15 protein-coding genes are annotated in these 22,366 nt (G+C 65.7%); 2 read left to right on the top strand and 13 right to left on the bottom strand.

Features of this window, described 5'->3' with window-relative positions; translation table 11 throughout:
- Positions 1-139: 139 nt before the first annotated feature.
- The gene (locus tag DMH03_RS28440; protein WP_125795052.1) at positions 140-961 is read left to right on the top strand and encodes an SDR family NAD(P)-dependent oxidoreductase; all 822 of its coding nucleotides are present in this window, start codon (positions 140-142) and stop codon (positions 959-961) included.
- Between the two features lie 226 nt (positions 962-1,187).
- On the opposite strand, the gene phoU is transcribed toward DMH03_RS28440, so the two are convergent.
- From phoU to DMH03_RS28410, 6 genes are all read right to left on the bottom strand, one after another.
- A complete protein-coding gene (gene phoU / locus DMH03_RS28435) occupies positions 1,188-1,871 on the bottom strand; it encodes a phosphate signaling complex protein PhoU (RefSeq protein ID WP_125795051.1) in 684 nt (227 codons plus the stop codon).
- Positions 1,872-1,978: 107 nt separating this feature from the next.
- Positions 1,979-3,958 (bottom strand): amino acid transporter, encoded by a 1,980-nt coding sequence (locus DMH03_RS28430; RefSeq protein ID WP_125795050.1) that lies wholly within the window; start codon positions 3,956-3,958, stop codon positions 1,979-1,981.
- 425 nt (positions 3,959-4,383) lie between these two features.
- On the bottom strand, positions 4,384-5,076 hold the full coding sequence (locus DMH03_RS28425) for a hypothetical protein (protein ID WP_199749054.1): 693 nt from the start codon (positions 5,074-5,076) through the stop codon (positions 4,384-4,386).
- Positions 5,077-5,928: 852 nt separating this feature from the next.
- The gene (locus tag DMH03_RS28420) at positions 5,929-6,243 is read right to left on the bottom strand and encodes a DUF1048 domain-containing protein (protein WP_125789133.1); all 315 of its coding nucleotides are present in this window, start codon (positions 6,241-6,243) and stop codon (positions 5,929-5,931) included.
- A 1-nt stretch (position 6,244) separates the two neighbouring features.
- Positions 6,245-6,601 (bottom strand): DUF1048 domain-containing protein, encoded by a 357-nt coding sequence (locus DMH03_RS28415; protein WP_125795049.1) that lies wholly within the window; start codon positions 6,599-6,601, stop codon positions 6,245-6,247.
- Positions 6,598-6,924 carry a PadR family transcriptional regulator gene (locus tag DMH03_RS28410; RefSeq protein WP_125795048.1) on the bottom strand — a complete coding sequence of 109 codons (327 nt, stop codon included), beginning with the start codon at positions 6,922-6,924 and terminating at the stop codon, positions 6,598-6,600. The genes DMH03_RS28415 and DMH03_RS28410 overlap by 4 nt, the downstream gene beginning before the upstream one ends.
- Before the next feature lie 165 nt (positions 6,925-7,089).
- Here DMH03_RS28410 and DMH03_RS28405 point away from each other — a divergent pair, with 165 nt between their 5' ends.
- Positions 7,090-8,175 (top strand): ATP-binding cassette domain-containing protein, encoded by a 1,086-nt coding sequence (locus DMH03_RS28405; RefSeq protein WP_125795047.1) that lies wholly within the window; start codon positions 7,090-7,092, stop codon positions 8,173-8,175.
- A 727-nt stretch (positions 8,176-8,902) separates the two neighbouring features.
- Here DMH03_RS28405 and DMH03_RS28400 read toward each other — a convergent pair.
- From DMH03_RS28400 to DMH03_RS28370, 7 genes are all read right to left on the bottom strand, one after another.
- Positions 8,903-9,877: a glycine betaine ABC transporter substrate-binding protein gene (locus DMH03_RS28400; RefSeq protein ID WP_125795046.1), complete on the bottom strand. Its 975-nt coding sequence runs from the start codon at positions 9,875-9,877 to the stop codon at positions 8,903-8,905.
- A gap of 28 nt (positions 9,878-9,905) precedes the next feature.
- Positions 9,906-12,383, bottom strand: coding sequence for an ABC transporter permease subunit (locus DMH03_RS28395; protein ID WP_125795045.1), 2,478 nt, complete (start codon positions 12,381-12,383; stop codon positions 9,906-9,908).
- A 330-nt stretch (positions 12,384-12,713) separates the two neighbouring features.
- Complete coding sequence (locus DMH03_RS28390; protein WP_125795044.1) at positions 12,714-14,753, bottom strand: ATP-binding protein; 2,040 nt, start codon at positions 14,751-14,753, stop codon at positions 12,714-12,716.
- A gap of 698 nt (positions 14,754-15,451) precedes the next feature.
- Positions 15,452-18,091 (bottom strand): tetratricopeptide repeat protein, encoded by a 2,640-nt coding sequence (locus tag DMH03_RS28385; RefSeq protein ID WP_125795043.1) that lies wholly within the window; start codon positions 18,089-18,091, stop codon positions 15,452-15,454.
- A gap of 1,158 nt (positions 18,092-19,249) precedes the next feature.
- Positions 19,250-19,900 (bottom strand): response regulator transcription factor, encoded by a 651-nt coding sequence (locus tag DMH03_RS28380; protein WP_125795042.1) that lies wholly within the window; start codon positions 19,898-19,900, stop codon positions 19,250-19,252.
- The gene (locus DMH03_RS28375) at positions 19,897-21,081 is read right to left on the bottom strand and encodes a sensor histidine kinase (RefSeq protein WP_233611724.1); all 1,185 of its coding nucleotides are present in this window, start codon (positions 21,079-21,081) and stop codon (positions 19,897-19,899) included. Before DMH03_RS28375 ends, DMH03_RS28380 begins: the two co-directional genes overlap by 4 nt.
- Positions 21,082-21,103: 22 nt before the next feature.
- Entirely contained in the window at positions 21,104-22,273 is a 1,170-nt protein-coding gene (locus tag DMH03_RS28370; RefSeq protein ID WP_125795040.1) for a DUF418 domain-containing protein, read from the bottom strand.
- Positions 22,274-22,366: the final 93 nt, after the last annotated feature.

Genomic DNA, 22,366 nt, shown 5'->3' with positions numbered 1-22,366 from the left:
GGGCGTGGACCACGACGACCGTCCACCTCATCCGGTGCCGGTCGGCGATACCCCCGATTCCGGCGATTCCCCGGCCGGCCGTTGACCTTCCGGCCCCGGCGCGTGCGATCGCGCCCTTGAATCCTTTGTGGATGGACCCATGAACGAAAACCCCACAGTCCTGCTCACCGGAGCATCGGACGGCATCGGTTTCGAAACCACCCGGCTGCTCCTCGGCCAAGGGTGCACGGTGATCGCCCATGCCCGCACCCGCGAGGAAAGCGACGAATCCCGCGACCGGCTGGTGAAATCCGGCGTCGACACACGAAAGCTCCGGCCGGCCGTCGCCGACTTCACCGACCTTCGCCAGGTCATCGACCTCGCCATCGCCGTCACCGAGACCTATCCCCGTCTCGACGTCCTGGTCAACAACGCCGGAATCACCGGCCCACACGGACGCGTACTCACCAGGGACGGCCACGAACAGACCATCCAGGTCAACTATCTCGCCCCGTACCTGCTGACCCGGCTACTCGAAGACGCGCTCGACCGCTCCGAGGTGAGCCGCGTGGTGAACGTGTCCTCCTCGCTGCACCGCGGCGGCCGGATCAACTGGAACGACCTCAACTGGAAGCGCCGCTACAACCGCGGCGCCGCCTACGCGCAGTCCAAACTCGCCCTCACCATGATGACCACCGCACTGACCGAGTTCCGGCCGAAAGTCCGGGAAGCCGTCAGCGTGCACCCCGGCATCATCGCCACCAAAATGCTGCCGGGCTACAGCTACCGCGGCCGCCCGGTGACCGAAGGGGCCGAACCGGTCGCCCGGCTGGCAGACCCCGGGGCAAAGGTCCTCAACGGTGGCTACTACGACGGCCGGCTGCCCGCGAAAGCCGCGGCCGCCGCCGTCGACCCCGACTGCGTACGGAAATTATGGACACTCAGCGAACGCCTGACACTCTTCGACAAGCGAAAGGTCTGACGCCGCAACGGATGCCCGGGAACTCATCAACCACGCGTCAGAGGTGAGCGGGGAGGATTTGGGACGTTGAACGTCCTGATTCCTCCCCGCTCGACTGGTCGACGAAGGAACGAGGCCGAGACGAACTCGCTGACGATGGAGGTTTTGGGACACTGAACGTCCCAAAACCTCCATCGTCAGCGCCGAGACCCTTCAGGTGACGACGCGTACCGTGCCCAGCTCCGGACTACGCGATCCGCACGCCACACTGAACCGGCACGGAACCCGTCCACTTCGGACGGCTGGTGACGACGAACGTGGTCTGCCTTGCCAGCGAGACCGCGTGATCGGCGAACCGTTCGTAGTACCGGCTCAGCAAAACCGCGTCGACCGCTTTCACCGTCCCGTAGGCCCAGTCCTGGTAATCGATCACCGTGAAGAGCGTGCGGTGCAGGTCGTCCATGTCGTCGTCGACGCTGATGAGCGTCCGGGCCAACACGGCGTCACGACTCTCGACGGCCTGGCCTGCCATCACCGCCAGCCACACCGCTATCCGACTCATTTCGACGAACCGCGGCATCAGCACCTGCGGCACCACCCGGTCCGGATACCTGCGCTGGACGGCTTCGGCGACATGAATCGCCAGGCGTCCCATCCGGTCGAGGTCGCCGACGGCGTGGATGGCCGCCAGCACGACCCGCAGATCGGTCGCCACCGGGGATTGCAGGGCCAAGATCGCGTGCGCGTGCCCCTCTGCCTCGACCTTGGCCCGTTCCAGGGCGGCGCTCTCGGCGACGACCTCGCGCGCCAGCTCGCCGTCCGCCTCGAACAGGGCGGTTCCGGCACGGTCCATCATGTCCGCCACCACCCGCGACATCCGCGGCAGCCGGGCGACGAGCCGGTCGAGTTGCTCGTGATACGAGGTGCGCATGCACCCGATCTTCACGTGCCGGGACCCGTTTCCCGGCGCTGTGCGGCGTTTTTCACGCGAACAGAACGCCGACGGCCCCGATGACGGCCTCGCGTTGACGCCTGATGTCAGCCGACGTGGATTCCCGGCCGCCGGGCCGGGTCGCGTTCGCTGGTGCGGATGATTTCGCGGACCACCGGGGCGGTGTCGCCGCGACCGAGGATCAGGTAGCGGAACAGATGCCCCAGCGGGTTGCCCTCACTCCACTCGAAATGGCACTGCGGCCGCACACCGGTGGCGTCGCGCAGCGCGAGCAGGACAGCCGCGATCGCGTTCGGCGCGGCCGGGCTTTCCACGCGCAGGACACGGAAACCCTCGATCTCGACACCGCGGACCTTCAGCACGTCGCTGAACCCGGACGGGTCGATGACGTCGATTTCGAGGAACAGGACGTCGGCGGCGCCCGGCACCGGGTTCAGGCCTCGCTGTTCGGCTTCCTTCGCCCGGTATTCGTCGGCGTCCCCGGCCTGACGGCGGTTCGCGATGATGGTCAGCGCGCCGTCGTGCGCGATCGACTCGGTGACGAACCGGCGCGCGGGCTCGTCGAACTCGATGTGCTCCACCCGCAGTTCCGTGGTGCGGGTGACCCGCGAGATCAGCGACACCACGATGATCCCGAGAATGAAGAACGCGGAGATCGTGAGGCCGTCGGGCTTCTCGATGACGTTCTCCACCAGCGCGTAGATCAGGATCAGGGTCAGCACGGCGAACGCGATCGCGGCCTTGCGCTGACGCCTCTTCGCCGCGGAGATCGCCACGGCCACCGACGCGGACACCATCATCGCGAGGATCCCGGTGGCGTACGCCCCGGCCTGTGCGTTGACGTCGGCGTTGAAGATGATCGTGACCAGGACACAGATCGCGGTGTAGACCAGCACCACCGGCCGCACGGCCCTTGCCCAGTCCGGCGCCATCCCGTAGGCGGGCAGATACCGCGGCACGATGTTGATCAAACCGGCCATCGCCGAAGCCCCGGCGAACCACAGGATCAGGATGCTGCTGATGTCGTACGCGGTGCCGACCCAGTCGCCCATCAGCTCGTGCGCCAGGTACGCCAGCGCCCGGCCGTTCGCTTCGCCGCCCGGTTTGAACTGTTCCGCCGGGATCAGGATCGTGGTGACGAAACTGGTCGCGATCAGGTACACCGACATGATCAGCGCGGCCGCGGTGAGCAGCTTGCGGGTGTTGCGGATCCGGTTCGCGAGTTTCTGCTCGGCGTTCTCGCCCTTCGCCGCCACCAGCGGCATCATGCTCACGCCGGTCTCGAAACCGGACAATCCGAGCACCAGCAACGGGAACGCCAGGATCGCCGGGCCGATGACCCCGCCGATCCCACCGCCGCCGGAGGTCAGCGCGTCCAGCCAGCGATCGAACGCGGCGGGTTCGGTCAGCACCTCACCGATCCCGGCGACCACGACCACCGCGTTCAACACCAGGAAGATCGCGACCAGCGGGATCGCGACGCCGACCGCCTCGCTGAACCCGAGCAGGAACACCCCGCCGAGGATCAGCAGCAGGATCACCGTGATCAGGACTTCGTGTCCGTGCAGGAACGACGGCGCGATCGGGTTCTCCAGCGCGTGCACGGTGGCATCGGCGGAGGACAGCGTGATGGTGATGATCCACGAGGTCGCGACGAAACCCAGCAATACCAAGACGAAGATCTTGCCGCGCCAGAACGGCAGCAGGTTCTCCAGCATCGCGACCGAACCCTGACCGTGCGGGCTCTCCTTCGCCACCCGCCGGTACATCGGCAGCATGCCGAGCAGGGTGAGCGCGACGATCAGCAACGTCGCCAGCGGCGACAGCGCGCCCGCCGCCAGCGCGGCGATACCGGGCAGATAGGACAACGTGGAGAAGTAGTCCACGCCCGTGAGACACATGACCTTCCACCACGACTGCGGTGTGGCGTGCTCCTCATGGCTCTCCGGCCCCACCGGCTGGACCCGGTGCTCCATCAGCCACCGGCCCACCTTGCCCGACGGTGCCGCCTGCCGGACCGGGCTGTCCACCCGTGCCGGCACAGCGTGTTCTGGAACCTCGGTCATACCCCTGTCCTCCCCGGATCTCCCGTGCGCCGCACCCCGCCCCGCCATCTCCACCCCGGCGTGACGGCCGCGCACCGACGCGGACACTAACGATCCAGCGTCAAGAATGACCGAGCCGGCCGTAAAGAAAACATCAATGTCGCGCGACAAGCGGGTCCGACGTTCGCGGCGACGGCCAGGCCATGCCCTTGATCACCGGACGGGTCGAGTTCGGAGGTAGCGTGTACGCCGGACGAACCGAAGGGAATCCGGGCGCTGTGGCTGCTCCCCTACGGCGAGGTGGCCTCGGCACTGGCCTTGGCCTCCTGCGCAGCCTCGACGAAGCCGGCCTGATCACACCGCAATAAGCCGTCAGGTCAAGGGTTTGCCGCCGCACCATGGCGTGAACCACTCCACGCCACTGGTCCCTGGGCCACGGGTGGTGGTCAGTCCAGTCGGACGCGGCGAGTGAGGGCGTCACGGGCGAGTTCGGTCAGAGACCGGTCGTGGCGAAAAGAGTAGGCGCGGAGCCGGGCGAGTGCGTGATCCGGCGGGATGGCAAGGGTGGTGGCGAGGAACTCGGCGGCTTGCTGGACTTCTTCGCGGTAGCGGCGGAGGCCGGAGTCGCTGCCGGCCGAACTCGGCGCGCTCCGCAGCACCAAGGGCAGCAACGCTTGGCGGACGCGATGGAAATCGCGTGATTGCGATGCCGTCATGGCGCCGGGCGTGGCGCGGTACCCGGTAAGGGCTCCGACAGTGTCGCCGTCAACCCGAAGCGGGGCGGCGATGACGGCTCGGGCCGGGGACTGCATCGCGGCGGGCAGGAACAGCGGCCAGCGGGCCTGGTCGGTGGCCGCCAGATCGTGTTCGGTCACCGTGTAGCCGTGCTGGGCGGCTTCCAGGGTGGGGCCGTCACCGAGCGTGTATTGCAGGGTGTCCAGCTCGGGCCCTGGCCCGTCGACGGGGTCGCACCACACCAGTTCCAGTGTCCCGGCGCTGTTGACCAGGTCGATGGTGAGAGCGTCCAGACCGAGAAGCCCGGCGATGCGCAGGGAGGCGAGGGCGCCGAGATGCTGCTCGTCGGCGGCCGCACGGTGCAGGCGCGCCAGAATGGTCTCGAGGTCTTCGGGCGGTGTCATGGGTTCACCGCGAGACCTGCCGCATCAGGCGCCGTCTCGGCGGCGGCGAAGCGGTGTTCAGGGTTGTGCAATCGAAGTCACCTGTCGAGTGGTTCCTCAACCGCGGTGACGTGGATCCGGCCACCGGCGCGCTCAGGAGCAGTTACCCCGCAGAGGGGTACGTCATGCCCGCTGGCAGGTGCTCGGCTCGCCTCATTTTTCGGTGGCCCGCCCGAGGCCACAATCCGACCGGTTCCACACAGTCTGAACGACCTCACGATACGTGACTCATTGTAGCGCTACCGCCAGAAGGAGCGAACACGGCTGCCGCCGCAGGCTTCCAAGCCCGTGGCGAGGCGTATCGATATCCGGCCGTTTCGTGCCTGGTCCGGGGGTCGTGAGTAGCGAGGATGAGCGGGCGGCTGCTTCAGTGCTTCCGATGGGGCCGCCGTCGAGCCCTTCACGACATCCCCACGACCTCGAACACTCACGTGAGCGCCTGGCTGGAGGCCTTAACGGACCGGGCCCGGCATCAACCGCAGCCGGAACCCACGTAGATACCTAAGACACCCTTGGTTCTAACCCGAATCGCCACTCACGACCCCCGCCGAAACCGCACATGGACACTCAAGACGAGGCCGGCTCCCGTGGCCGGTCCGGAACCTCGCCATGAAGACCTCCTGACCACCTTGAAGCCGGCGAAATGCTCACAGCCTCAGCCCGTCAAAATCGCATCAAGACTTTCCGGACCTTTTCCAGCGACACCGAGATGGGTCAGCGGGCGGAAGAACTCGACGTCGATATCCGTGCGGAGAACGGTGTCTCCGCCGCTGCCGACCTACTCGAAACCCTGACCTGACAAGGAAAGGCCACCTACTTCCCCGCCCCGCCGATGGACTCCTGATAGAGGTCCGCGTAGGTGGGCGAGTCCTTGATCAGGTCGTCGCAGAAGGCGGCGACATCGTCGCCGATGAGTTCCAGTACTCCCTTGCCGGACGCGGCACCCTCCTCGAAGAAGTCCACGATCCCGGGGAGCAGGGGCCCGTCGGCGAGGTCGACCGGTCCCACCTTGAAAAGGTACTTCTGCATCTCCTGGTAGACGATCCGATAGTCCGGCGGGAGCGCCTTGACCCGTGCCACGTGCGCGCGCCACTGCTTCTTGCCCTCGATGATGTCCTGGATGCCCATGTCAGCCTCCCAGCTGCTTCAGTTTCCTGGCGACGTTCCTGTTCAGCTGCTCGCGCCAGCGGTCGCGATAGCCACGGCCACGTTCTCCCCCGGCCAGCGCCGCGCAGAAGCCCTCGATGTCATCGCCCAGCACGTCGTGCACGTTCTGCCCGTCCGCCGCGGTTTCCTCGAGCAGCCCCAAAGCGGCGTCGAAAATCGGCGTCAGGTTCCGTCCGCTGAAGTCCGAATAGGAAGAAAGATGCGCCGTGATCGCTTCCCACGCCGATCGGTGGTCGGCGGGCAAGGCCTTGGCCCGGACTTCGAACGCCTTCCATTCCCTGGTGAGATCGCTACCGGTGATGGTCTCCCAGAAGTTCATTTCCCGCCCTCCTTGAGCTTGTCGATCCGCGAACTGACGTACTCCCATTTCGCCCAGAACCTCGCGAGTTCTCCACGCCCCGCGTCGTTGAGCGCGTAGAACTTGCGCGGCGGCCCCTGCTCGGACGGCCGTTTCGTCACCTGGACCAGCCCGTTCTTTTCCAGTCTCAGCAGGATGGTGTACACCGTCCCTTCGACGACGTCGGCGAAGCCGAGTTCGTTCAAGCGACGCGTGATGGCATACCCGTAGGTCTCCTCGCCGCCGACGATCTGCAGCACACAACCCTCGAGCGTGCCCTTCAGCATCTCGGTCAGATCGTCCATCGTGCCCCCTTTCGACATCCAGTACCCAGTGCCACCGAGTACCAGTACAAAGTATCACAGAGTACTTCGGACCGCGCGACACCGCGATGAAGCCATGGTGAAACCGGCCGCTCGCACTCTCCTTTCATCCGTGGCCGACAGCGCCACGAAGAAGAGAGGGGGAACATGACCAGCACACGAGCACGATCGGCGATCACGGTGACCGGGCTGCGCAAGTCGTTCGGAGACAAGGTGGTGCTCGACGGCATCGACCTGGACGTCGCCGAAGGCACGACGTTCTCACTGCTCGGCCCGAACGGGGCGGGCAAGACCACCGCCGTGCGGATCCTGTCCACACTGATCGGCTCCGACGGCGGCCGAGCGTGGATCGCCGGGCACGACCTCGCGAAGGAACCGGAGGCGGTCCGCCGCGCGATCGGGGTCACCGGCCAGTTCTCCGCGGTGGACGACCTGCTCACCGGCGAGGAGAACCTCGTCCTCATGGCCGACTTGAACCATCTCGGTCGTGCGGAGGGCCGACGGCGAGTCGCCGAACTGCTCGATCGGTTCGATCTCGTGGAGGCTGCCGGGAAGCAGGCATCGACCTACTCCGGTGGCATGCGGCGCCGCCTGGACTTGGCGATGACGCTGGTCGGCGGCCCGCGGATCATCTTCCTCGACGAGCCGACCACCGGCCTGGACCCGCGCAGCCGCCACACGATGTGGCAGATCGTCCGCGAACTGGTGGCCGAAGGCGTCACGATCTTCCTGACCACGCAGTACCTGGAGGAGGCCGACGAACTGGCCGACCGGATCGCCGTCCTCGACCACGGCAAGCTCGTCGCGTCCGGCACCCCGGACGAACTCAAACGCGGAATCCCCGGCGGCCACGTGCGGCTTCGCTTCGGTGACACGGCCGGTCTCGACGCGGCGGCCCGCGCTCTCGGCGGGTCGACCCGTGACGACGATGCCCTCACCCTGCAGGTTCCGAGCGACGGCGGCGTCTCGGCGCTGCGGGCACTCCTGGACCGGCTGGAGCAGGCCGCGATCGAAGTCGACGGGTTGTCCGTGCACACCACCCCCGACCTCGACGACGTGTTCTTCGCGGTGACCATGGTGCGGCGCAACACCAAGCACACCTTGCGCAATCCCAGCACGATGATCATGACGATCGGGCTTCCGGTGATCCTGCTGCTGTTGTTCGTCGGCTTCCGGCCCGACGACCCCAGGGCGGCGAATCTGACCAAAGCCGTCCGCGCCTGCCTCGGATGACGGGAAGCTCCTCGTATTCGTGACGAAATGGGCGGAATCCGGCGCGTCCTTGCGTCCACTGTGGACAAATTTCGATGACTGAATGTCCGATGATGACGAAATGGGCCGTTTGTCAGGGGGTCGTGAGTGGCAATGGTCGTTCTAGCGAGCTTCCCCTTGGGTACCTACTGCGTGACCTGTGGCGCTTCTTGCGTGATGACGTGATGCCGGGTTGAAGTACATGAAGGACCCCTTCCTGTACCTAGGCGCAAGGATGGGGTCCTTCATGTACTCGGGTTCTGCGCGTGAAGGGCCCCTTTGAGACGTTCATCGTCTCAAAGGGGCCCTTCACGACATCCCCACGAACCGCGACCACTCACGTGAGCGCCTGGCTGGAGTCCTTTGGGTACCGGGGGGAGGTGTGAAGGTCGAGTTTCCTCGGCTGAGCCGAGGGAAGGGGGCCTTCACGCGCCACTGTTGTGGCTGCTGGCGCCTGTGGGGCGAACGTGGCGATGACCGAGTCCGGGGCCTGGCATCAACCGCAGCCTCAACCACGTAGGTACCTAAGACACCCTTGACTCTAACCCTCATTGCCACTCACGACCCCCTCTCACAGCTGCACAAAGCACCCAAATCGCGCACCCTGATCCGGGCTAGCGTCCCGTGTGGACAGTCGCGCCCCGGGTCCCCTGCCGGCGACTTGTCCGGCTTGATCGATCCTTTCCCGCCCGCCGCGGCGACAGGCGGTTCAGCTGATGAAACCCGCCGACTTGAGCCAGTCGCGGGCGACCGTGGCGGGCTTCTGGCCGTCGACGCTGACCTTCTTGTTCAGGTCCGTGAGCGTCGCGGTGTCGAGCTTCGCGGCGATCGGCGTGAAGACCTGCTCCAGCTGCGGGTATTTCTGCGCGAGCGGAGTGGCGATCGTGATCGCGGGGTTGTACGTCGGGAAGAAGTGCTTGTCGTCCTCGAGCACGGTGAGTTGCTGCGCGGCCACGCGCCCGTCGGTGGAGGCGACCGAGCCGAAGCCGCAGGGGTCCCCCTTGCCGATGCTCGTGTAGACGACGGCGTCGTTGAGCAGGTGCACGTGCGGGTCGGGCAGGGTGAACCCGTAGGTCTTCGCCAGGCCGGGGAATCCGTCGTCCCGGCTCTTGAACTCGGGGCCCATACAAGTCGAGGCCGCGGCCGGGTCCCGCTTCACCAGGGCCGCGTAGTCGGACAGCGTCTTGACGCCGGTCCGGGCCAGTGTCGCCGGGTTCCCGGCGAGGGCGTAGGTGTCGTTGGCGGGCGAACGTGCCCACCAGGTGACGCCGTTGGCGGTGTCGGCTTGTTTGACCGCTTCGTACTGCGCCTGCGGATCGCTGATCGGCTTGGTCTGGTTCAGGTAGCTGATCCAGGCGGTGCCGGTGTACTCCCAATACAGGTCGACCGCGCCGCTGGTGAGCGCCCGGCGGACATTGCTCGAGCCGGTGATGTTGGTCTTGTCCTGCGGGCTGGCCCCGGCCGCCTGAAGTGCGACGAGGGCGATCTGACCGAGTAGCAGCTGCTCGTCGAACTCCTTGGAGCTGACGCGGACCTGGGCGCCGTTCAGCGCGTCGATCTTCGTGATGGAACCCGCGCCCACCTGGGCGCCGGTCTCGTCCTTGCCGATCGTGCAGCCTGCTGTGAGCGCCGCTGCCACGGCGAGCGCGAGCACGGCTGCGGTCGTGCGCTGAAGCATCCGCATGGGTCGATCCTCCTTGAAGTCGGTCGAGCTACATGCCGCGCGGGTGCAGGAACTCCTCGGCGACCAGCCCCAGCCAGTCGACGAAGAGCGCCAGTGCGGCGACGATGATGCCGAAGGTCAGGCTCAGGATCGGGCGGTCCAGGCCGATCCCGGCGACGAGCCCTCCGCCGAGACCGCCGCCGTCGATGAAGGTCGCCAGCGTCGCGCTCGCGACGGTGAGCACCAGCGCGGTCCGGATCCCGGCGAGAATCACCGGGACGGCCAGCGGCAGTTCTATCCGCCACAGGACGGCCGTCTTGCCCATGCCCATGCCGCGCGCGGCGTCGACGAGGGTCGGATCGACGTCGTCGAGACCGACGATCGTGTTGCGCAGCACCGGCAAGGTCGCGTAGACGACGAGCGCCGTCACCGCCGTCGCGGTGCCCGTGCCGATCCAGAGCGCGAGCAGCACGACGAGCCCGATCGACGGGATCGCCTGGCCGAGGTTGCCCAGCCCCAGTCCGATGGGCCGGGCCCAGCGGGCGCCGGCGCGGGTGAGCAGGATGCCGAGCGGGAGGGCGATGGCGATCGTGCACGCCGTCGAGATCAGGGTGAGCCGCAGGTGCGCGCCCAGTTCGGTGAAGATCTCGCCGGCGTTGAGGAAACGCTGTTCGATCGAGTCGATCGGATGCGCACGCACGATCATGAAGAGCGCCAGCAAGGCGATGGTCAGCAGGACCGGGCGCACCAGCAACCCGAGCCGTCGCCGACGAGGCCGTGTGGGCACCGTGGCGTCCGTGCCCGGCGGTGGCGCCTCCCCTGTGTCCGCGGGCGCGGGCGCCTCGCCGGTGGGTCCCTCCTCTGTAAGCCTGAGCGCCGCGACGAGGCTGGGCACGTCGCACACCCCCAGCGGCCGCGCGGTGCCGTCCTCGGTGACCACGACCTCGGTGCTGCCGGTCCGCACCATCACGTCCAGCACGTCCCGCAGGGTGGCGTCGGGCCGGACCTGAGGCAAGCCGTCCGGCTCTGCCGACGGCCGGAGGCCGAGGTCACCCACCCGGATCAGCGCGAGCCGCTTCAGATTCCGCTTCGAGCCGACGAAGCTCGCGACGTAGTCGTCCGCCGGCGCGGCGAGGATCGCCTGGGGCGTGTCGTACTGAGCGATCACCGACCGCGGCCGCAGCACGGCGATCCGGTCACCGACCTTCAGCGCCTCGTCGAAGTCGTGCGTGACGAACACGATCGTCTTGCGCACTTCCCGTTGCAGGCGAAGGAATTCGTCCTGCAGCCGGGCGCGCGTGATCGGGTCGGTGGAGCCGAACGGCTCGTCCATCAGCATGACCGGCGGGTCCGCGGCCATCGCCCGCGCCACACCGACGCGCTGCTGCTGACCACCGGAAAGCTCACGCGGGTACCGGATGCCGTACTCGCGGGTCAGGCCGACGACGTCGAGCAATTCGCGCACGCGGCCGGCGATGCGTCGTCGAGTCCAGCCGAGCACCCGCGGCACCACGCCGATGTTGGCGTCCACTCGCAGGTGCGGGAAAAGCCCGACCTGCTGGATGACGTAGCCGGTGTTGCGCCGGTGTTCGTCGAGGTCGAGCGCCGACACGTCGGTGCCGCCGATCGTGACGACGCCAGCGGTGGGCTCGACGAGCCGGTTGATCATCCGCATCGTGGTCGTCTTGCCGCACCCCGACGGACCGGTCAGCACGACGATCTCACCCGCGGGGATGCGCATCGTCAGGCTTTCGACCGCCGGTACCGCTCGCCCGGGGTAGTGCTTGCTGACGTCCCGCAGCTCGATCGTCTCGCCGCCCTTTCCGGCCGCTCCCCCCGACGTCGTCGGAGCCACTCCTCGGCGGGCAAGGGGACGTCGCCGTGTGGTCAGCTTGCCGACCACCACGAAGGCCAGGTCGAACAGCAGCGCCAGCACCATGATCCCGAGCGTTCCGGTGAGCACCTGGTTCAGCGAGTTGACCGAGCCGAACCGGCCGAGCCCGTCGAAGATCTCGTTGCCGAGGCCGGGACCCTTGACATACGCGCCAATGGCCGCGATACCGATCGTGATCTGCGTCGAGACCCGGATGCCGGAAAGGATCACCGGCCAGGCAAGCGGCAGCCGCACGCGAAACAGCAGCCGCACGCGGCCGAACCCCATACCACGCGCCGCGTCCACCACGGCCGGATCGACGCCACGCAGCCCGACGATCGTGTTGCGCGTGATCGGCAGCAGTGCGTAGAGCACCAGTGCGCACAGGACATTCGTCAACCCCAGCCCGAACGGGCCGATCAGGATGCCCAGCAGCGCGATCGACGGGATGGTCAGGAACGCCGCCGTCGTCGTGGTCGCCATCGCGCCCAGCCACCGCCGCCGGTAGGTGAGCAGGCCGATCGTCATGCCGACCAGCACGGCCAGTGCCATCGCCGCCAGGGTGAGATCCACGTGCAGGATCGCGTCGTTCACGACGTCGATCCAGTTCTCTCGGAGGTACTCCCACAGGCTCAGGGCGCCGCTCCTCGACATCGCAGGATGGAAAATGGCCGACCACGTCAGGTTCGGCCGGGTCTCAGCCCAACATGTCCACGGGGCTCCTGTCCACAGCTCGGCCTAAAGATTCGGCACGACTCGACCCGATCGACATCAAGGTCCCGGTCTGCCCGCGCGAACAACTGCTGGCACGTGTACGAGAGGACCGCGTCGCCGGTGAAGTCGGCGTGTATGCCAGAAAGGTCGGTGCCCTCGTGCTCGCGCACGAGGACGTGGCAGATCGCCTGGGTGTCGGCGGGTCGATGCGGCACTGCGGAGAATCGGCTCGAGCATGAGAGTCATGGAGACCTCGACCGCATGATGCGCCTAGCTGGGCAGCCCCAGCTTGTCGAAGAACGCCCGGTTCCTCTCCGTGGCCGAGTTGACCAGCCCATCGAAGCTCATGACCTCGATGTACGCCTTGGCTGAGTCATTGAAGCCGAAGTATCCGAGGCCGTCGTGAGTCGGCCGCAGGTTTGAGATCTCGCACCGCTCGATCATCTTGGCCGTGAGGTCGGCGATGATGTAGCAGAAGGCTGGGGGCTCCTGTGTCGGTGGGATTGGTCTCCCCGTCGCGGTCAGCACGCCTCCTGCGCGGATCCTCTTGACATAGTCGAGGCACTGCTGGATCGGGTTCTTGTCCTCGGTAGCGTCCTTGCGCATCGGACGCTTGATCTCGACCACGACGATCGACGGCAGCGGCAGCTTCTGCCCCTCCGCTGCCAGCACCGGCGAGTCGTTGAGACGCGTCGCGAGTATGTCGGGCTCTTTGGTGGAAACGGACCCCGTGATCGGCATGCTCTTCAGCGTCTTGTCGGACGCGAGGTAGTCGTGGAATGCGAGCCTCTCATCGATGATCCACAAGTTCGAGCCTTCGGAGGAGACCTCATTGGAGTCTGTCCGCATGGGAACGATCAAGGTGTGGATCGCGTCCTCTCGGCTGTAGTTTCCGTCCTTGTCCGCGCGGATCAGACGCTCGAGTAGATCCAGCACCGTTCGGCGGCGCGCCACGTAGGCGGCCAGGTCTGATTGGTTGATCTCGCTGACGGTGCTGAGGTACGTCGCGAGCCGCTCCGCGTAATCCTCCCCCGGCTCCGAGTCGGCTTCCGCAAAGATCTCCTGTCCTTGTACTAGCGCTTCGGATTCGATCTTCTGCAGGTGCCGATGGAGCAGGAACTCAAGGTCCTGGTCCTTGACCGATGGATCGACCGTGATCCCACGCTCCTCGATCTTGGCCAGGACCGGTCGGTACCGCGGAGCATGCTTGCTCACGAAGTCGTGGATGCGCTGCTTGCCCTGCTCACGAGCGGACTTGAGCGGATCTTGGAGGATCTTTCCGACTTCTTCGTGGACGGCCTCCCGGATGTCGTCTAGCGAGAGGTCGTCGACGAGCGTCTCCCCAGCGTTGTGTTCGCTGATGTCGAACGCCGTCCGATCGGACCGGACACGGTCGTCAAGGTAATCCGATGTCAGATAGCACGCGTAGACGAATTCGCCGGACTTCTGGTCCTTGAGCTTGCCGTGGAGCCCTGGCACTTTCCCGCTCAGGTTCTCCTCGATGACGACGCGGCTTGCCGCGCACCAGTGGAGACGGGGTACGGAGTTGCGTGTAGACGACTTGAGGCGAAGGTTCAGCATGTCGAACTTCTTGCCCTTGACCTCGATCACCGACGACGACATCGCCGAGTCGACGAACTCGTCCATCAGGTCTGCCAGCGACACCGACTCGTCGTCGTCCGCGATCATCACGATAGGCGCGCCGCCGGGCCGGAGGAAGTACCAGATGCAGTGCTCGAACACCTCGCGCGCGATGGCGTCGACGCCTTTCGGCGCGTGCTGCTGGAAAGACTTCTTGAAACCGTCGAGGCTCACCACCGCACCAGTGCGCGTGAACCCGTCCGCGTCACCGCCGTGCTCGACCTCGCGATCGACCGAGAACCTGAACTGGCGTCCTCGTAACTGACCGCCCTCGTCCTCGTACGCGCTGCGGACCGACACCCTGTCGAAGGCCTTGAGCCACAGCAGTCGTCCGACGCCGCGGCAACCGAGGTCCGACTTGTAGCCGCTGTCCAACGTCTCGAACGAGGACATGTTCTGAGCCGTGAATCCCACGCCGTTGTCCTCGACCGTGAAGCCGACGATCGGCTTCATCGGGGCGCGCCCAGGACCCGATGGACCGAAGTCGAACTCGACCTGTGCGTCGCGATGCACCCTCACGTCGATCCGGCCAGGCACTGCGGAGTACTCCTGCCACGCGTCAATCGCCTGAATACCGTTGACGATTGCCTCGAGGAGCGGCAGGAGCGCGTGACTCTTGGGCAAGCTCGTGTTGCGGACTCGACCCGCCAGGGAGGTCGTCAGCGCCATGATCCATCCCTTCACCGCATACGGAGCGACCATACCGAAGAGCACCGACAACTGCCGTGCGCCGATCCACTCGCAGCGACCCGCATGATCAGTCGTCGCTGATCACAAGCTCGCCCAGCACCTGAGCGATCTTGGCGATGGTCACGGCCACAGGCAGGGCCCTGCTTGAACCTAACCTGGCGGTGGAGGGTCGCGCAGGTTCTCGAAGGTCAGGCCCCATCACAAGAGCGTTCCACGACCTTCACCAGACGATACGCACGGCGGCGGCAGCCCGTCGACATGGCCTGCCTTGACTCGCCAGGAGGCGGTTGACATCCGATTGCGCTGGCCAAGCCCGAAGTCACGAGCAGCCGCCCTCCGCCAGTTTTGTTAGCCGCCGCAAGGCGCCTTACGCCGGCGCACACGCCGCAAGCTGAAGTAAGGGTCATCCGGAGGCCCATGATCGGCATGCCGAGGGCCAGCTGATCGCGATAGATCGAAACCGCTGGGACAGAAGCTGCGAAGCCGAGCTCCGCGGACTGACGTAGCGAAGTGGGCAACCTCATCGTAAGCGTCGCACTCAGACCAAGCTGGATGCGCCCAGTCAGACACCACCGTCGCGATGAGTACGGCCCAGGCGCTGCCTGGATGAAGCCAGCTCGGCTTCATCGGAGCACAGCTTTCGTGCGCGCCGGTTGTCGGAGCGGCGTTTCCGGCTCTCAAACGGAGTCAAGTTGCTTCTGAATCCGGGCAGCTTCACTCGTCCGACCTTGAGTCTCGCACAGCATGAGAGCCTGTTGCCAAGCTTCGACAGCCTGGGCTGTTTGCCGCAGGGCAACGTATGTATGTCCGAGCCGGTCTAGCGTGTCGGGCTGACATCGCGTGTGGCCGCTTTCACGGAACAGATCGAGCGCTCTAAGGTAGCAATCGAGCGCTTCGGTGGGACGCCCGGTGTGGTGTGCCAGGTACCCAAGGATGTCAAGACTGTTTGCCTCGCCCGCCGGGTGGCGGTACTCTCGACTCAAAGTGAGTGCTGTCGCTCGATTCGCGTTCGCCTCGTCGTATCGTCCCAGACGCGCCAGATACCACGCCATCATATTAAGCGATTCGGCCTCGTAGACTCCAGCGTTGAGTGACCGAAACAGTCGTGCAGCGATCATCACGTGCTCATATGCATACGCCTCATCGCCAGACTGTTCATATAGATATCCAAAGATGCGGTGCGCCTGTGCTTCATTGAAGGGATCGTCGCTATTTTTGGCGATTTCTAGCGCTTTTCCATTGTGCACGATGGCGTTACAATGCTGCCCAGTTAGCCCCAGCGCGAACCCGAGGCGCCTGTGAGCATGAGACCGCTCCGCCGAATCGCCCAACCGCTGAGCAGCTTCGATAATCACAGGCGAGACGACCAGTTCGTCGTGAAATTTTCCCCGCGGGTAGTGGTATCCACCGAGAATTCGCCCAAGGCCTACGACAATGACGTCCCATTGCTTCTCCGCAGCCAAACGGATGATTGCCATCAAAGACTCATGCTCGCTGTCAAACCAGGCAAAAGCCTCCGTCAGGCTAGCCGAACGATCAATGTGGCAGCCCGACCGGGGGCGATCGAGCGTCGGCTGCACCCGCAGAGGCGGGATCATCTGATCACAGGCGAGGGCCGTATGAGTATAGTAGTCCGCGAGACGTCGTAGCGCCTCGGCAAGTTCACTTCTGTCGATAGTGCGGCGCGCCTGGTCCACTGCGTACAAGCGGACGAGATCATGTGTGCGCCATCGACCAGGCGCTGGCTGTTCAATTAACGACACTCGCTCTAATGCCCGCAGATGCAGTTTGGCGTCTTGGGCGGGCAGTCCGACCAGGCTTGCAAAGGCAGATTGGCCAATGGTGAAGCCTGGAGCAATACTTAGAAGGGCAAAACTGCGTACGTGGTCGAGTGCGAGCGCGGCGATCGACCACGATAGGACCGCCGGCAAGCTCGCGGTGTCGTCATCATCCAGCGCGCTAAGTCTTGTCTGCGTGTCACGCAGTTCGCGCGCAAGCGCCGCGAGTGGAAATTCCGGGTAGGAGTGCGCGCGTCCTGCAATGATACTAAGGGCAAGCGGTATCCCGCCGCAGCATCCGACTAGTTCCTCGACAGCAGCGGGTTCGGCCGTGAGCCTGTCTTCTCCTAATCGAGTTGCGAGCAGGGCACGAGCCTCTTCGCGGGGCAACACGTTGATAGGGACAAGGTGCGCACCGTAGGCCGTGACCAGGCCGGACATATGATCGCGGCTCGTCACAAGGACAGTACAGGACGAACCACCTGGCAGTAATGGCAGCACTTGCGCGGAATCACGGGCATTGTCCAGGAAGATCAGCATCCGTCGATCCGCCATCCGGCTCCGGTACATTGCAACCCGGGCGTCTGGATCAGCAGGGATACGCGCCGACTCGACACCGAGCGCCTCGAGGAATCTGCGTAGTACCACTTGCGGTGAGCGTGGCTCGTGCTCAGGCCCAAATCCGCCGAGATCGACAAAAAGCTGGCCGTCAGGGAAACGGCGCAGATGACGGTAGGCCCAGTGCAACGCCAACCAGGTCTTGCCTGCTCCCCCAACGCCCCTGACAACAGCTATCGCCACACCTGACATCGAGTTCTTCCCAGGCGCCAACTCCGCGTTCAGGGTCTCGATATCGCGTGTGCGGCCAACGAAGGAGTGCGGCTGCGCCGGCATTTGACGCGGGACTGCGACTTCCGGCCGAGGAGGCGGTTCGGCCGCCTCGACGACGGACAGACCCGGTTGATCTGGAAGACAAATCCAGCCGAGAGCATCGGTCTCTTTAACCGAGATGCGGACTAAGCGAAATTCTGCAGGGTCAAGCACGCTGCTGTGTCGCACGACTTCGTCGAAGAACCAATCCGAGGTGATCAGCGCGAGCACGCCGGGCGACCTCTGTAGCGCATCTTTCACGACACCGGCATCGAGGAGGCGAAACGCCAAATTGATCGAGGCTGAGGTAACGCCATAGTCGTCAAAGGTCACTTCACCGGCGTGCAGGACCATCCGAAGCCGAACACGGTCCGGCCCCTGATGACCAGCATTGTGTCGAGCCAGAGCCTGGGCAAGTGCCAGCGGGATTACGTCGACGAACGGCGTCTTTGGCGTTTCCGCCGGAGCCAAGATGAACACCCCGTCACCTCTGTCTTCGCAGTGACACGCTGCCCAGCTCACCTCCGCCGCTGCGAACGCAGCCTGCAACGCGCAATAGACTGCTCGCCGAATCGCGAGCTGATGACGATTCGTCCGACCGGGATCTCCGAAACTCTCCACGTCGACCACAATGATGGTTCTGTGCACTGCCACCCGTCGAACGTTCATGCGGTCCTCCCCGACCTAGCCGCCATGTGACTCAGGCCACGATAGTCGAACACAGCAGTTTCGGTATGGCATGCCTCTTCTGACCAAGCCAGATGACTGCTGCGCCGTGACCGTCGATACCTGGCGCCAGCTGCGCCCGTTATTGGGTCCTGGCACGTGCTGTCCGTCTGCTGAGACTCCGACGTCACCCACGTGCCACCGGCCTCGGCCGATCGGGATGCACCCTTACCCTCGTCCCCGGCACAATCCGCCCCCTACGTCACTCTGACCGTCTGCCGAACATCGCAAAGGGCATGCGGAATACGCGGTTTCAAGCAGGGTGCCCGCCGGTCGGGCATATCCAGTCCTGGTGGATTTCTCGCTGAGGAATCCTCATTCCTACTTTCCCAGCCCGTACGGTGACATCGCGCAGCCGGGGTTGAGTTTGCGGCTAAGCCGATCGGGCTTCGGCCAGCCGACATCGGTGGCCGGTCCGGCTGCGTCGAACAGCCAGATCAGCTGCGCGAAAAGCCGAGCTGACCTCTGATCGCCCTGTTGCCGCCTCAGCCTGCGGAAGCCACTTATCACGGCATGAGCGGACTCTCCGAGCCACGCCAATTCCGCACGAGCACGAAAGCCAAGTGAACGAACTGGACCACCTGGCTTGGTCTTGCGCTCATACGCTTGACCCCACCTGGGACCATGCACATACTCTCGGCCCTGATCAACAGAACAGACGCCGGCTTACGCATACCCCGTTTCTGTCTTCAGGGACCTCCAGCGCTGCATGACGCGCGGTACTACAGCCGTGATGACCAGGGGCCTTTCAGCGACCGATGTGCAACCTGCAAGAGTCGCCCCTTTGCCTCGGACAAGTCGACTCGCGCTGTGCATCCCAGTGGAGCCTGTCCGGGACCCCAACAACTACCCCACAAGCAGATCCAGCCCGCTGGGCTGGGAATTCTTGGGGATTCATGGTCTGGAGATCCTCTCCGCCGCCTGACCGATGTCGGGCAGCTGGTCTGCTGGGAGCTTGGCCGGTGGATAAGCCCGGCAGCGCTCCGTTCGGAAGGCCCCTTTGGCCTGCAGGGTGCGTTTTTCACCAACGCGGTCAATCACTGCCGTCGCCTGGCTTGGCTGCAGGCGTCCCACTGTTCCTGCTGTGGCACCGGACAGTTTTCAGGCGTCGCGTTCCGACCGCAGGATTCCCCGCTGATATGCGGCGGCGACCGCGGAGGCCCGGTCAGGGACCTCGAGTTTGGCGTAGATGTGCAGCAGATGCGTTTTGACGGTGGCCTCGCTGATGTGCAGCTCGGCCGCGGCCTCCCGATTGATCTTGCCGCGTGCGATCAGGGCGAGGACTTCGCGTTCCCGCGCGCTCAGTTTGGCTTCGGTCACCGGCTTTCGCGGCCGGACCCGGTCGAGGAGCAGCGCGACCACCGACGGGGAGAGCACGCTCTCGTTGCGAGCCGCGGCACGCACCGCGCGGAACAGCTCCTCGCGTGGCACGTCCTTGAGCAGATAGCCGATCGCCCCTGCCTCGACGGCGGGCAACACGTCGGAGTCGGTGTCGTGCGTGGTCAGCACCAGTACCCGGGTGGCCGGAACGCGTTCCCTGAGCAGCCGGATCAACGCGGCGCCGCTCGGGGCGGGCATGCGCAGGTCGGTCAGCGCCACGTCCGGGCCGGTGGCGGCCACCACGGTCAGTGCCTCGATGCCGCTCGCGGCCTCGCCGACGATCTCAAGGTCCGGCTGGGTGCCGAGCATGCCCCGCAAGCCGTCCCGCACCACCGGGTGGTCGTCGACGATCACCAGCCGCACGGACGTCATCGGGCCACCTCGATCATCGGGACGCTGACACTGACCGCCGTCCCCGCACTGGGGGCTGACTCGATGTCCACCGTGCCGGACAGCAGCCGTGCCCGCTCGCGCAGGGCGGTGAGCCCGAATCCGGCGGATGAAGCCTGGGTGTCGAAGCCGGTGCCGTCGTCGCGGACGTCCAGGATTATCACGTCCTCCATATAGGACAGGGTGATGTCGACCCTGTTCGCCTGGGCGTGCCTGCCGACGTTCGAAAGGGTTTCCTGCGCCGCCCGCAGGACCATCACCTCGATCTCCGAATGTATCGGTCGAGGCGTACCGGTCATGACGAAAGTCGCGGGTACGCCGTTCTGCTCCAGCCATGTCGCGACCGCGGCGGCCACCGCGTCGCCGAGCCTGGCGTCGTGCAGGGGGCCCGGCCGCAACGCCTCGATCGAACGGCGGACCTCCACCAGGCTCGAGCGGGCCAGCTGCCGGGCGGTGCCGATCCGGCCGCGCAGCGGCCCCTCGACCGGGGCCAGTTCCTCGGCGACCTCCAGCTGAGTGACGATCCCGGTCAGTCCCTGAGCGACGGTGTCGTGGATTTCCCTGGCGATCCGGGCGCGTTCCTCGGCGGTACCGGTGTCTTTGGCCCGCGCCAGCAGTTCCGCGTGCAATTCGGCGTTCTCGGCCGCCATGGCGACGAGCCTGCTGTTGGCCTTCCGGCGCCGAATCGCCTCCCGTTCCATCCCCCGGATCGCCCAGCCGATCAACGCGGCCAGCGGTGTCACCATCGCGAGGTTGAGCAACGTCTGCCAAATCTCGGTGCCCGACAGCACCAGCCACGGGACGTTCGCGAGCACCACCCCGGCATAGGCGAGCCAGCCGGGCAGGGCGACGAACGCGAGCACGTAACACACCGGGACGAACAACTGGAAACTGTCGCCGCGGAGCGCGAGGACCACGGTGCCTGCCAGCAACCCGGCGAAGTACACGACCATCGCCAAGGTCTGACGTTCCCACCACTGTGGATGCGCGACGATGAACCAGCCGTGCCACCCGCTCAGCGCCGCGACGATGGCCAGGGTGACCAGCCGGTCCGGCCAGGTGGCCGCATCGAAGACCAGGGAAAGGACGGTCGCGAGGCCGAGCAGCCCGTACGGAGCGAGCGCCCACGCCCGGTTCCATCGCCGTTCCAGCCGTTCCTCCATCGACGTCACCCGGCCCATCTTGTCAGCGGGAGTTCCGATAGGTCAGCCGCCGGAGCAGAACCTCCGCGGGTCCGCGTTTGCCCGCCCGCCGCATCCGGTCGGCGAGCAGCACCGACACCAGCCAGGTGCCCAAGGCCAGCAACGCGACTCCGGCCGATCCCAAAGTGCCGCCGAGGCCCAAGGTGTAGGGCATCAGCAACGCGACGAAAACCACCGACTGGAACAGATAGCAGCTGAGTGAGCGCTGCCCGCACGCGGTTATCGCCAGGACCACCGGGCCACTCCGGTCACGGAACCGCGACGCGAGCAAGCCGATCAGGGCCGCATAGCCAAGACCACCCGCCACCCCGGTGACCGAATGCGCGGCCGAAAAGGCCCACATGACCAGACCGGACGACGGGGTCCAGAATCCGCCGACCGCGAGACCCATCGGCAAGCCACCGGCCACCGCCACGACGAGTCCGCCGATCGCGGTGCGGACCAGCAGCGTGCGGTGCCGTTCCGGCTCGGTGAGCACCCCGCGCCGCGCCGCCCAGACACCGACCAGGACGGCGCTGCCGACGCCGAGCATTCCCAGCGGTGTCATCACCCATTCCACCGGATGCAGGGCGAGGGCGGTGGCCGGGTCGCTGACCGCGAAGGACCAGAAGAAGGAACGTTGTCCGCTGCCCTGCGGGGTCACGTAGGCGATCCCCTGGACCAAGGCGACCACCACCAGCCAGCCCGCGGCGATGATGAGCAAAGTCCGGTCCTTGACCCGCAGCATCGCCAGCAGCGCGAACCCCAGTACCCCGTACAGACCGAGCACGTCACCGGGGAACAGCAGTACCGCATGGACGAACCCGAACACGATCAGCCAGCGGAACCGTCGCCGCAGCGCCCGGCTGATGTCGTGGTCCGGGATACCCGTGGCCTGCTGCCGCCGCACCATTTGCACGACGCCATAACCGAACAACGCGGCGAACATCGGATAGCCGCGTACCTCCACGAAAACCACGTTGAGCATGCTGACCACCCGGTCGAGCAGGTCTTGCTCGACGATGTGCTGTCGCGCGCCGTACGGGCGGTCATAGAGGTAGAGCACCGAGTTCGCCAGCGCGACCAACGCGAGCATCAACCCACGAGCGAGATCCGGCGCGAGCGCCCGTTCGCGAAGGGCGACTGGGCCGGCACTTGTTTCACTTGTCGACATGCGCATCAGCGTGCTGGCGAGACGCATCGCCGAACATCGACGGAACGACTGATCCCCGGATCAACCGCGAGCCCGGCGTATCAACCGATCGAT

The sequence above is a fragment of the Amycolatopsis sp. WAC 01376 genome (genome assembly GCF_003947415.1).
Lineage (GTDB): Bacteria > Actinomycetota > Actinomycetes > Mycobacteriales > Pseudonocardiaceae > Amycolatopsis.
Note: the sequence above shows the minus strand (reverse complement) of the source record. Positions and strands in the feature narration are given on the sequence as shown.